Annotated in this window: 9 protein-coding genes and 1 pseudogene; 2 read left to right on the top strand and 8 right to left on the bottom strand. The window is 40.8% G+C overall.

Annotated features, from left to right (window positions below; all coding sequences use genetic code 11):
* The 8 genes and pseudogenes from PR725_RS15485 to PR725_RS15520 form a co-directional block, all read right to left on the bottom strand.
* Positions 1-480, bottom strand: a pseudogene (locus tag PR725_RS15485) (UDP-glucose 6-dehydrogenase); the annotation flags it as partial.
* 44 nt (positions 481-524) lie between these two features.
* Entirely contained in the window at positions 525-1,526 is a 1,002-nt protein-coding gene (locus PR725_RS15490) for an NAD-dependent epimerase (RefSeq protein WP_004906856.1), read from the bottom strand.
* Positions 1,527-1,749: 223 nt separating this feature from the next.
* Positions 1,750-3,414 (bottom strand): LTA synthase family protein, encoded by a 1,665-nt coding sequence (locus tag PR725_RS15495; RefSeq protein ID WP_109912533.1) that lies wholly within the window; start codon positions 3,412-3,414, stop codon positions 1,750-1,752.
* 69 nt (positions 3,415-3,483) lie between these two features.
* Positions 3,484-5,352, bottom strand: a complete 1,869-nt coding sequence (gene selB, locus PR725_RS15500; RefSeq protein WP_109912534.1) for a selenocysteine-specific translation elongation factor — start codon at positions 5,350-5,352, stop codon at positions 3,484-3,486.
* On the bottom strand, positions 5,349-6,740 hold the full coding sequence (selA, locus tag PR725_RS15505) for an L-seryl-tRNA(Sec) selenium transferase (protein ID WP_272569696.1): 1,392 nt from the start codon (positions 6,738-6,740) through the stop codon (positions 5,349-5,351). The genes selB and selA overlap by 4 nt, the downstream gene beginning before the upstream one ends.
* 22 nt (positions 6,741-6,762) lie before the next feature.
* Positions 6,763-7,698 (bottom strand): formate dehydrogenase accessory protein FdhE, encoded by a 936-nt coding sequence (fdhE, locus tag PR725_RS15510; protein ID WP_004906186.1) that lies wholly within the window; start codon positions 7,696-7,698, stop codon positions 6,763-6,765.
* A 602-nt stretch (positions 7,699-8,300) separates the two neighbouring features.
* Positions 8,301-9,494: a mannonate dehydratase gene (uxuA, locus tag PR725_RS15515; protein ID WP_109912535.1), complete on the bottom strand. Its 1,194-nt coding sequence runs from the start codon at positions 9,492-9,494 to the stop codon at positions 8,301-8,303.
* A 17-nt stretch (positions 9,495-9,511) separates the two neighbouring features.
* The gene (locus tag PR725_RS15520; protein ID WP_042851476.1) at positions 9,512-10,258 is read right to left on the bottom strand and encodes an FCD domain-containing protein; all 747 of its coding nucleotides are present in this window, start codon (positions 10,256-10,258) and stop codon (positions 9,512-9,514) included.
* 282 nt (positions 10,259-10,540) lie between these two features.
* On the opposite strand from PR725_RS15520, the gene manD reads away from it, so the two are divergent.
* Positions 10,541-11,755 carry a D-mannonate dehydratase ManD gene (gene manD, locus PR725_RS15525; protein WP_004906847.1) on the top strand — a complete coding sequence of 405 codons (1,215 nt, stop codon included), beginning with the start codon at positions 10,541-10,543 and terminating at the stop codon, positions 11,753-11,755.
* A gap of 24 nt (positions 11,756-11,779) precedes the next feature.
* Positions 11,780-12,802 (top strand): Zn-dependent oxidoreductase, encoded by a 1,023-nt coding sequence (locus tag PR725_RS15530; RefSeq protein ID WP_272569701.1) that lies wholly within the window; start codon positions 11,780-11,782, stop codon positions 12,800-12,802.
* The last annotated feature ends 11 nt before the right edge of the window (positions 12,803-12,813 follow it).

The following is a 12,813-nucleotide window of genomic DNA, read 5'->3' on the forward strand; positions in this document are numbered from 1 at the left end:
TACCACGATACGGGACGGGTGCAAGTTATCCCACAAAGCGCGGCCTTCACGTAAAAATTCAGGGGAGAAAATCACGTTGGTATAACCAAATTCTTCACGTAAACGCGCGGTAAAGCCCACCGGAATAGTGGATTTTACGATGATCGTCGCTTGCGGGTTAATTTCATTCACATCATGAATAACAGACTCAACCGATCTAGTATTGAAGTAATTGGTTTTTGGGTCATAGTCAGTTGGTGTAGCCACAATCACGTACTGAGCGCCTGTGTAGGCCTCTGTTTTATCTTCTGTAGCGCGAAAATTGAGCGTCTTTTCCGTTAAAAATTGCTCAATTTCTGCATCAACAATCGGTGATTGATGGTTGTTTAACATCGCCACTTTTTCAGGGATGATGTCCACGGCGACCACTTCGTGGTGTTGTGACAGCAACATGGCGTTAGATAAGCCGACGTAACCGGTTCCTGCGATTGCTATTTTCAAACTTGCCTCTCAAATCCTGCTAAAGATGTTACAGCTTATTGATATTATTGGTGGTAATAAGAACGATACCAATCCACAAATGCCTGAACACCCTGCTCAATAGAAACTTGTGGGCGATAACCAGTCACATTAAACAAGTCTTCTGTATCCGCCCAAGTGGTGTATACATCACCCGCTTGCATAGGTAAAAAGTTTTTAATCGCTTCTTTACCCAGTGCTTTTTCCAGTGCAGAAATAAATTCAATCAATTTAACGGGTTGACCATTACCAATATTATAGATTCGATATGGCGCGCTGCTTTCTGCCGGTGATGCCGAAGGGTTATTCGGGTTTGCTTGTGGAATTATATCTGAAATACGGATCACACCTTCGACAATATCATCAACAAAAGTGAAATCACGACTGAGATTGCCGTTATTATAGACATCGATAGGCTCGCCCGCCAAAATAGCTTTCGTAAACTTGAATAAAGCCATGTCTGGGCGCCCCCATGGGCCGTAAACCGTAAAGAAGCGCAACCCAGTCGTTGGAAGCTGGTATAAATGCGAGTAGGAGTGCGCCATTAATTCATTGGCTTTCTTCGTTGCCGCATACAGTGAAATAGGGTGATCGGTTGCCATGTCCGTGGTAAATGGCGTCTTATCGGTCACTCCGTACACCGAACTTGAAGAGGCATAGACCAAATGCTTCACTTTTGCTTGGCGACAGCCTTCTAAAATAGCGAGGTGACCAGTCAAATTACTGTCTGCATAAGCAAATGGGTTTTCCAATGAGTAACGGACCCCCGCTTGTGCTGCTAGGTGAATGACTCGGTCAAATTGCTCTTGGGTACACAATACCCGAACGGTTTCACGGTCAGTGAGGTCAAGATGAATAAAGCGAAATAAAGGGAACTGCTCCAATAAATGTAAACGGGATTGTTTAAGCCCTTGATCATAATATGCATTTAAGTTATCAATCCCAACAACTTCATGTCCGTCCTCTAATAAACGCTGGCAAAGCTTAAAACCAATAAAACCCGCACTTCCCGTGACCAAATATTTCATATTCATTGTCTTCTAGCGTTAAACCATTCTTAAGCTCTGAATGAGCACCAAATTTCACAGAAAAAATACCTAAAATTAAGACAAAAATAATAACGAATGGTTTTGTTATTAAAACAAGAAAGCCTAAAAAAATAATAAATTTTAAGAAAGTATTAATATTTTAGGTAGGAAATAACAAAAAAGAGGGGATCAGCCGTAAATATCTACGGCTGATAATAACATACTATTGCATATCACCTTTATTGGCGTTAGCCGCTTCTAAAGTTCCATAAACATAGTTACGGTAGCTATCAAGTAACTTTTGGTCTTCACAATCATTCAGCTTGCCATCACATAAGTGACGCATTTTGATGTTAGCCTCATAAAATGGGGATATTTTTAAATTCGCTCTTTCCAATAAAATACCACCTAAGAAGGAAATATCGGTTAGCTGGCCCGTTTTGATCACCGTCCCTGATTTTAAATTATCCCGTAAGGTAAATTGTGTTAAGTAAGCGGGAGATGAAAATGAAGAATTATACTGATTTAAACTAATGCCTGGTTGATGGTCACCAAAATATAAAAACATCAACGGGCGCTCACGTTTTTCAATAAAGTCTGCAAAATTGCGTATTGATGCATCTGAAGTGGCGATTTTGTCCATATAATGGCTAAATTCACCCGCAGCATCAGGGTTTTTAATTTTGTCTTTTATGCCATAGTCATCACTATGACTCTCTTTATAAGGGCCATGTTCATACATGGTAAGAGAGAAAATAAATACAGGTTTATCTGTTTCTTGAGCTAAGATTTCTTTCACGTATTTCAGCATATCATCGGTGCTGATCGTCCATAAGTTATCTTGTAGTTTTCCTGGGTAGCCAAGTTCTTGTGGTTGAATAATTCTATCAACCCCAAGCGTTTCATAGGCATGGCCTGAATGGTATGCACCTTTATTAAAAGGAGTAAGTACCACAGTATAATAACCGTTGGCCTTCATTTCTTTGAATAAGCTATTTTTAAGGTGGTCAACGATAAAATAAAATACACCGCTTTTTTGCGCACCGAAATCATCGCTATTTAAGCCAGTTAAGGCGGAGAATTCAGATAACCAAGTTCCCCCTCCAAAAGTTTGTACCCGCATCTGACTATGCGCACTTACGCCATTATCTTGCTGGAACATAAATAAATTGGGAAGCTTGGTTCCTTCAGGTAAATCATAAATATGTGGGTCAACAGTAGATTCTTGTAGTAATAAAACGATGTCTGGCTTTTCTGATACCACATTATTTTCTAGGGAGATAGCAGCTGCTTTTTTCACAAAGTAATCAGCTGAACCTGCAAATTCAGGAGACTGATAACTCGCATTTTGTGCTGACATAATAATATTGGTCACTGTCCCTCGGCCTTTTGGCAACGTCTGAGACCATCTGTCATAATAATGTGAGCTTGTGAAGTTAATACTAAAATAACCTGCAACAATAAGAACGACACCAATAACGCGAGTAATCTTTGATTTACTTGGTTTGACCAACCGCCAGCTAATAACCCCATTAATGACTAATAATATAAGCAACCCGACCAATGCGACACCCGCTAACCAATAATGACCCAAGGTCCCCATATTGGAAGTGTCCGTCATGATATTGATATCACTAAAGAAGAGTTGTTCTTTGTAATAATGAACTTTTAACTGGTTCAGGAATTTAATGATGATAAATAATGTACTGGTAATAATCACAGAAAATAACCAGCGGGCTGTTAGCACCATTAAAATACCGAATAAAACGGCATATACACTGACCGATATGAGTGCAGGATAAATTACACTACCTTTTTCAAAGACTAAGAAAAGGGAGCCAATAAAGATCAATGCCAGATAAAAGCCTGCAAATAACTTTTTCTTCATTAGTTTTACCACAAGTTTAATATTGGAGGTTGCTATGAAGCACTACTATAACGGATTAAAACACTCAATTTATTCAACGAAAATGCCTTTATCTCGTAAATGGTGACCATCGCCTTTACGACGAGTAAAACCGCTTTTATCAAAAAACTCAAGAATTTGAATCGCGAGTTTTCGACCAATCCCTAATTCGTTACGAAAATCAGCCGCAAAAATAGCTTCATTTTCCAAGCAATAACGATGAATAAGTGAAGCAAAATAATTAATTTGTTCATGACTATAATAGCGGTCACGAACTATTGCCGTAATTAACCCCATTTGTGCCGCCTTTTTTAACACGCGACGCATCGTATCTTCTTCATAACCACTTTCTAATGCTAAATCACGCACCCACCACGCCTCATTACGTGAAAATAATGGGTATATTTGTTGCCAAATCAGCTGCTGTTGCGCATCAAAAACCAACCCATGTTGAGGCATATGCAACCAGCCACGTGTTTGCTTAATAACATTGTCAGTAATTAGGTCATCAATGAATTTAAAGGCTAATGCTTCACTCATTGAAGGCAGAGCCATACGTTTTAAACGTGCTTTGCCAACACCAATTTGGTCACTGTGTATTTCATTAAATTTTTCAAGAGTTTGAACGATATGTTCTTTCGCTATTTGCGTTTTAAATATGGATAAAACGTGATTGCCAACCCGTTCCACATCCGTTTTTGCTAATAAGTTATCTAACGCCTCATGGGTGAGCTGACGCGCCCAACTGTAATCCCGTAAATTAAGTTCACCTTGTGGAAGTTGTAACTTAAAGTGAGCCAGTTCGTCTTGTTCTCGGCAAAGCCTAGATAACCAATCCAAAAACTCTGGGAGTCTTTTACCTCGGCGTGGGGAAACCAAACGTATCACTCGAGCCCCACCTAACGTTTGGCGAGCGCTAATATCACGAATGATTAACCGGTCATTCTCTACTAACCATAATGGGGTATCTAAAATTAATTCTGCGAGAACAGGGGTTTCTCCTTGTTCCACTAATAATGATACTCGGCCAGTGATATGGCTTGCACCATGATAGAGATGCACAGGCTGCCAGTGCTTAATTAATGTATCGCATTCCAGTTCGACAATAACCCGTGTTGCAATAAATGCGGGTTGCTCTGCAAGTAACCAATCACCTCGAGTGATATTTTCTTTATCAATATCACCTGTCAAATTTAAAGCCACACGGTCCCCCGCGACAGCGAATTCAGATATTTGGTTTTGCCGGTGAATACCTCTGACACGAACTTGCTTATCCGCCCCAGTCACCCAAAGTGACTCGCCAACGTGAATTTTTCCCGCTAACGCGGTACCAGTCACCACAATCCCTGCACCTTTAACCAAAAAAACGCGGTCAATGGCTAAACGAAAACGACGTTGGATATTGGGATGTGAACCACTTTGCTGATGAAGCTGTTGCAGATATAACCGTAGCGCATCAATGCCACGCCCATCTTCAATAGACGTAATAAATAGTTTTGCATCTGGCCAACCTTGCTGAGCCAACTCAGAGGTAACTTGCTCCGTGACCTGTTCAATTCGCGAATGATCAACTCTGTCAGCCTTCGTCAGTATGACACTGACATTTTCACAACCCGCTAGTCTTAAAATAGAAAGGTGTTCTAGGGTTTGCGCCATTACACCATCATCACAAGCGACAACCAAAAGCGCATGATTTATACCGCCAATCCCAGCCAACATATTGGCTAAAAACTTTTCGTGTCCTGGAACGTCGATAAAACCAATCGAGCTACCATCAGGCTGCGGCCAGTAGGCATACCCTAGGTCAATGGTCATTCCGCGCTTTTTTTCCTCGGGGAGGTGTGCGGTATTTACGCCAGTAATAGCTTGAATTAATGAGGTTTTGCCATGGTCAACATGGCCTGCTGTCGCAAAAATCATGAAAGTAAAGCCTGTAATAACGCATGTTCATCATCAAGACAGCGCAGGTCAAGCCACAATTTACCTTCTTTCATACGCCCAATCACAGGTTGAGGTAACTGACGCCATTGCGTAGCGAGTTGCTCTAATGTGCTACCTTTTCCATTTAATGGTGTAAAGGTTACCGCAAAGCTTGGAAGACGGTCGATGGGAAGTGAGCCGCTACCTATTTGTGAGAGGCAATGCTCAACTTCAACAATAAATTTATCCCCGTAAAAGGCTTGTAGAGCAACAACTATGCTTTCTGCGCTATCACGAATAGTTTCAGGATCTCGTGTTAGCCAACGTAATGTGGGTAATTCTGTTGTGAGTTTTTCGGGCGTTAAATACAGTTTTAGCGTTGCTTCAAGTGCAGCTAGAACCATTTTATCAACCCGTAAAGCACGTTTTAATGGATGTTTTTGAATTGCATCAATCCATTTCTTCTTCCCTAAAATAATCCCTGCTTGTGGACCACCGAGAAGTTTATCTCCAGAAATTGAAACTAAATCAATACCTTGAGAAAGGTAACTTTGTGGCATGGGCTCTGCGGGTAGCCCATAAGCCGTCATGTCAATCATCGAACCACTGCCTAAATCAATTGCCGTTGGTAATTGGTACTTTCTACCTAGCTGTGCAAGCTCTTCACCTTCAACTTCAGCAGTAAATCCTTCAATACTGTAATTGCTGGTATGCACTTTCATTAATAGTGCAGTTTGATCATTAATCGCATTCTCATAGTCACGTAAGTGGGTCCGATTTGTTGTTCCCACTTCAACTAATTGGCAGCCAGCCTGAGCCATGACATCAGGCACTCGAAAAGCCCCGCCAATCTCAACTAATTCACCACGAGAAACAATAACTTGCTGGCCATTCGCAACCGTTGCTAACAATAATAAAACTGCAGCAGCATTATTATTAACAATACACGCATCTTCTGCGCCAGTGAGCTCACACAGTAAATCAGCAATCGCACGGTCACGATGCCCACGCATCGCGCCATCTAGAGAATATTCTAATGTGACAGGCGAACTCATCACTTGGCTAACCGCATTCACGGCTGTGGTCGACATTACCGCACGGCCTAAATTGGTATGTAACACCGTACCGGTCAAGTTAAACACGTTTTTTAGGGCACTTTGCCCTAAAGCTTGATGGCGTTGAGCTAACTCTTTTACCCAATCTTCCTGCCAGGCAGGTAATTTCCCTGCCTGTGCAATACAGGTTCGAGCTTGCTCTTGCATCTCACGTAAACATGCAGTGACCCAGTGAGCCCCTGATTGTTCAATCAATATTTGCACTTCATCGAGTTGCAATAATTTATCAATCGCAGGAAGTTGGCGATATAAAACCAAGTCTGATTCAGCCATAGTCACGATTCTCTTTTACCGCTTATTTTTCACCAGGGAACAAGAACGGATTAATACTGCTACGTGCAAAACCTTCTTCTTCCATGCGAGCATCTAAAATAATTGACGCTAAATCATCAGCGACAGCTTCAACTTTAGCTTCTTTTTCTTGATAAAGGATTTTCAGATAGCTACCACAATCACCACAGCTTTCAGCTTTAACAGCCGCATTTTCATCATCCAATGACCAATAATTCAATTTACCCGTTTGCTCACAGTTACTGCATTTAACGCGCACCATATGCCATTCAGTTTCACATAAATTACAGTGCAAATAACGTAAACCTTGTGATGTACCAATTTGCACAATACTCGACACTGGCATGCTATTACATACAGGGCAGAAATGACGATGGTCACCATGTTCTGCACGCGCTTTACCCGGGATATTTGCTGCCATTTGTGCCCAATACACCGATAATGCAGCCCAAATAAACATCGATTTATCCGCAGGAACTTTTTCAAATTCTTCATTTAGCAGCGCAGTTGCCATAGCTTCAAGTTCTGTTTCAGACGCTTTATTCAGGTTTTCTAACGCAGGGCGTACAGACTCAGGCACGACTGGCATTAATTCGGCAATAATTGCCGTCAATAATTTGTGCCAATGTGTTGTGCGTGGAAATGTTTTTGCATCCAATGGCGAATTATTGGTATTTGTTGAACGCTCAAGGATAGATGCCATATCCATTTCTAATGGATTATCATGCTGTGCATTATGTTGCGCGGTTGCCACTTCAGCGGCAAAATTCAGATAATCTGCAAAAGGATGTTCTCCCGCACCAAGTTCTTTAAGTCGCTCAGCACGGCGCTGATATAAGCTTTTTAAGTTAGGAAACAGAACTGGTGGAATAAAACCAATTCCTTTTTCTTTCAATCTTTCTTGTCCTAACTCTTCTTTAGGAACGATACGAATACCCATTGCGTTCTCTCTTTTCTATTTTTTTATAACGACAATTCCCGAGAAAAGGCTATTTATTTTCTCGAAAGCGTTTTGCTCATCATATTTATATCCGCGAAAGCGGTTCTCTAATGTTCAGGATAAAACAAAAGTCATCTTGAGGCTACTCTAGCCCCTGAATTATCCCTTCCATTAACCCGGAGTAGATCAAGGTAAATGTAAATCAGGATGATGATTGTTTTATTTGATATAAATAAATTGTTATCACTAGGATAAAAATTCTGAAGTTATGGTTTGAAGTGGTTATGACTACAAGCTTATGCTGCAAGCAGCCTTCTATTTGCAACAGGAATAGGTATTTCACTCTTATCTCAGGTGTTTTTTATTGCCGTTCTTCAATAAGAAATAAATAAAAACATAAATATATTTAATATCATATCTACTGTACCTTTTAGATAAAAATAAATATAAAAAGCATTTATGGTCAATAGAATACGCGACCAAATACTATTCGGTCGCGTAACAATGAAATAACAGTTTTGCTTCTTTAGGGGTATAACAGTCCCTTTGGTATCATCAAAATACCAAATAAAAAGCCAATATTGTTAACAACGAATTAGGTTTTAGATTTTCAGTAATTCAGGGTAATACATACGCTTAATTGCGAGCTCTAAACCTCTAACTTCTGCTAAACCTTTTAAGCGCCCAATAGCGGAATAGCCTGGATTGGTCACCTTTTTCAAATCATCTAAAATTTGGTGGCCATGGTCTGGTCTCATTGGAATGGGTGCAAGCCCCGCAGCATAGCGTTTTTGTTCAACCGCTAAAATGGCTTTGACCACTTCAAACATATCAACATCACCTGCAATATGATTGCCTTCATGGAAGGTATTCGGGTTATTTTCTCTCACCGTTGAACGTAAGTGCGTGAAATGAATGCGATCACCAAATTCATTAATCATTTTTACTAGGTCGTTATCGGCTCGTACACCATAAGAACCTGTGCACATAGTAAACCCATTATGAATACTATCGCAGCTTTGCTTAATAAACCGCATATCTTCAATGGTAGAAACAATACGTGGCAGGCCTAAAATTGGGCGTGGAGGGTCATCAGGGTGAATAGCTAAAACCACATTTTCTTCTTCACAGACAGGAACGATTTTCTGCAAGAAATAACGTAAGTTCTCACGTAACTGATTTTCATCAATATTATTATACAGCGCCAAGCGCTCACGGAATTGGTCTAATGTATAACCTTCTTCCGCACCCGGTAGCCCTGCGATGATGGTTTTAATCAGGTTTTCAATGTCATCAGATGACATATTGGCATAATACTCAGCCGCTTCTTTAACTTCTTGTTCTGAATAACTCTCTGCCGCATTTTCACGCTTTAAAATATGAATTTCAAACGCAGCAAAAGCAATATTATCAAACCGTAACGCTTTGGAGCCATCCGGTAGCGTGTAAGCAAGGTCAGTACGCGTCCAATCTAGAATTGGCATAAAATTATAGCAAATGGTCTTAATACCACAGGATGCTAAATTACGAATACTCTGTTGGTAATTTTGAATATAGAGATCAAAATTACCTTGTTGAGTTTTAATATCTTCGTGAACAGGAATACTTTCCACGACAGACCAAACTAACCCAGCATCTTCAATAATAGCCTTACGCTTTAAAATCTCCTCGACACTCCAAACTTCACCGTTAGGAATATGGTGGAGCGCAGAGACGATACCTGTCGCCTCTGCTTGCCTAGCATCACTTAAAGAAACAGGGTCATTAGGACCGTACCAACGCCACGTATGCTCCATGAGTACTTCTCCTTCGATTATTCAAAAATAGTCTGATAAGGAATTGTTTCAAATAGGTAACCATCAAAATTGGGGTCATCAAAATCAGAAAGCTGCATTAGCGTATTTTTGACATTCTCTAAATGCTGCCACATCTCTTTTTTAGCCAACTCCGGATCACGTTTTTGTAGTGCATTTAAAATATTTTCATGATCAACCAACCACTTTTTTCGGTAAGTCGTGTTGTCAATATGTTCGTGAAGCTTATCCCACATAGGGCTTTGTAACCGCACAGCCCAGATATCATCAATAATCTTCGCCATCATGTCATTCTTGCTTGCGCGAGCAATTAACACATGGAACTTATGATCATTAGCATCGTCACTTTCATTATTCGCGACTTTGATTCGCTCATCTTCTAATAATGCGCGGATCTCTTGGATATCGGCTTTTGTTGCTGACAAAGCAGCGCATGCAGCTATTGCACTTTCAATCACTTGGCGAGCTTGCAGTATTTCAAAAGGGCCATGATCTAAACTTTTAATTTCATCAATCAATAGGTCTGGATGATTAATGACATAAACCCCAGAACCTTTCTTGATAGAAACCAATTTTTCAATTTCCAACATGATGAGTGCTTCACGTACCAATGAGCGACTAACATCATATTTTTTAGCGATCTCACGCTCTGGCATTAAACGACTTCCTATCGGATATTCACCAGATGCAATGAGCTCTTTTAACTGCTGACCTAGGTATTGGTACGAGCGGTATTGAGTTTTCATATATATGTACAACGCGTTGTCGAATTAAATTTAGTTCTTCCATTGTAGATTATCGTCCCTCATTACAATGGTCAACCAATTTATCCACTATTTCCGCAAAATTAGTTAACCAATTTGTGATCAGATTCACTTATTGTCGTCTTTTTAGTCATTGTTTTTTAATTTACCGATTGATAGAGTGAAAAAAAGAGAATTTGGTCAACCAATAAATAAACCACTTTGAGTATTTCATGGTAATTTGGTTGATCAGTTGGTTAACAAGTAATAGGGATTTGGGCCAAAATGAAAATTATAAAAGCAGAAGTCTTTGTATGTAGCCCCGGTCGTAATTTTGTCACATTAAAAATTACAACCGATGAAGGCGTATATGGATTAGGTGATGCCACCCTTAACGGGAGGGAGCTCTCTGTAGCATCCTATCTTCAAGATCACCTCTGTCCTCAGCTAATAGGCCGTGACCCACATAAAATTGAAGATATTTATCAGTTCTTCTATAAGGGAGCTTACTGGCGTAGAGGCCCAGTTACGATGTCCGCCATTTCTGCGATTGATATGGCACTGTGGGATATTAAAGGCAAAATTGCCAACCTTCCGGTCTATCAGTTACTCGGTGGCGCTTCTCGTGAAGGAGTGATGGTTTATTGCCACACCACGGGTACCGATATTGCTGAAACACTAGATAACTACGCAAAATATAAAGAAAAAGGTTTTAAAGCGATCCGTGTGCAGTGTGGCATTCCAGGAATGGCAACTACCTATGGACAGAGTAAAGGAAAAAACCTTGCTTATGAACCTGCCACAAAAGGCCATCACCCTGAAGAACAACTTTGGTCAACCGAAAAATATCTGGATTTTATGCCCAAACTGTTTGAAGCCGTTCGGGACAAATACGGATTTAATGAACACCTTCTACACGATATGCACCATCGCTTGACCCCTATTGAAGCGGCTCGCTTCGGTAAAAGTATTGAAGATTATCGATTATTTTGGATGGAAGATCCAACACCAGCAGAAAACCAAGCTTGTTTTAGATTAATTCGTCAACATACCGTCACCCCAATCGCCGTAGGTGAAGTTTTTAATAGCATTTGGGATTGTAAACAACTGATTGAAGAGCAACTCATCGATTATATCCGCACCACAATTACCCATGCCGGAGGTATTACAGGCATGCGCCGAATTGCGGACTTTGCATCGCTTTACCAAGTCAGAACCGGTTCTCATGGTCCATCTGACCTATCCCCAATTTGCCATGCTGCCGCCTTACACTTTGACCTTTGGGTACCCAATTTCGGCGTTCAAGAGTTTATGGGCTATTCAGAAGAAATGTTGTCCGTATTTACGACTAACTGGACGTTCAACGATGGTTATATGCACCCAAGTGATAAGCCCGGTTTAGGTATCGATTTTGATGAAAAACTGGCAGCGAAATACCCGTACAACCCAGCTTATCTTCCAGTCGCTCGTCTCGAAGACGGCACGTTGTGGAACTGGTAATTTTTATTTTATTCGGAGTCAAATATGAAAGCTGTAAAATCGGTAGTAATCAAAGAACCCAATACATTATTGATTGAAGAACGTTCAGTTCCTGAACCGGCTGAAAACCAAGTACAAATAAAAGTTCGCTTAGCTGGTATTTGTGGTTCTGACAGCCATATCTACCGTGGCCATAACCCATTTGCAAAATATCCACGTGTGATTGGCCATGAGTTTTTCGGTGTCATTGAAAAAGTGGGTTCAGGCATAGATAGCAAACGCATTGGTGAACGAGTCTCTATCGACCCTGTCCTTAGCTGTGGTCATTGTTACCCATGCTCAATTGGTAAACCAAATGTGTGTGAAACACTAGAAGTATTGGGTGTTCATACTGATGGCGGGTTCACTGAATATGTCAATGTCCCTGCGGCTAATGCTTATACTATTCCTGATTCAATCAGCGATGAGTGTGCCGTTACCGTTGAGCCATACTCTATTGCCGCCAACGTGACTTCGCATGTTCATCCAACTCAAGATGACATAGCATTAGTCTATGGTGCAGGTACGATTGGGTTAACCTGCGCACAGGTTCTCAAAGGGGTTTATCAAGTCAAAACCTTGATCATGGTTGACCGCGTGGCTGAGCGTTTAGCTAGAGCAAAAGATTGTGGTGCTGATATTGTCATTGATAACTCACAAACCCCACTACCAGATCAACTCAAAACACTGGGTCTTCGCCCAACGTTAGTACTTGATGCAGCTTGCCATCCCGCTATCTTACAAGAAGCCGTCTTGATTGCTTCTCCCGCAGCAAGAGTTTCTATTATGGGCTTTTCAAGTGAAGCAAGTGCCGTTACACAGCAAAGTATCACCAGCAAAGAGATTTCATTGTTTTCTTCACGTTTGAATGCCAAAAAATTCCCTGAGGTGATTAGCTGGATAGAATCTAAAAAAATTGACCCAACGAAAATCTTGACGTATCAGTTCCCATTCACTGAAGCGCAAGAGGCAATCTTAACCTTTGAAAAAGACCAGAAAACCTGCTGTAAAATTCTTTTAACCTTTTAATTTAATTAAAA

Source organism: Providencia sp. PROV255 (genome assembly GCF_028478065.1).
GTDB classification, from domain to species: domain Bacteria; phylum Pseudomonadota; class Gammaproteobacteria; order Enterobacterales; family Enterobacteriaceae; genus Providencia; species Providencia rettgeri.

What these genes read in the sequence shown, in the direction of transcription:
- PR725_RS15495 (WP_109912533.1), bottom strand. Translation starts at nt 3,414, where the DNA reads ATGAAGAAAAAGTTATTTGCAGGCTTTTATCTGGCATTGATCTTTATT.
- uxuA (WP_109912535.1), bottom strand. Translation starts at nt 9,494, where the DNA reads ATGGAGCATACGTGGCGTTGGTACGGTCCTAATGACCCTGTTTCTTTA.
- manD (WP_004906847.1), top strand. Translation starts at nt 10,541, where the DNA reads ATGAAAATTATAAAAGCAGAAGTCTTTGTATGTAGCCCCGGTCGTAAT.
- PR725_RS15520 (WP_042851476.1), bottom strand. Translation starts at nt 10,258, where the DNA reads ATGAAAACTCAATACCGCTCGTACCAATACCTAGGTCAGCAGTTAAAA.
- selA (WP_272569696.1), bottom strand. Translation starts at nt 6,740, where the DNA reads ATGGCTGAATCAGACTTGGTTTTATATCGCCAACTTCCTGCGATTGAT.
- fdhE (WP_004906186.1), bottom strand. Translation starts at nt 7,698, where the DNA reads ATGGGTATTCGTATCGTTCCTAAAGAAGAGTTAGGACAAGAAAGATTG.
- PR725_RS15490 (WP_004906856.1), bottom strand. Translation starts at nt 1,526, where the DNA reads ATGAAATATTTGGTCACGGGAAGTGCGGGTTTTATTGGTTTTAAGCTT.
- PR725_RS15530 (WP_272569701.1), top strand. Translation starts at nt 11,780, where the DNA reads ATGAAAGCTGTAAAATCGGTAGTAATCAAAGAACCCAATACATTATTG.
- selB (WP_109912534.1), bottom strand. Translation starts at nt 5,352, where the DNA reads ATGATTTTTGCGACAGCAGGCCATGTTGACCATGGCAAAACCTCATTA.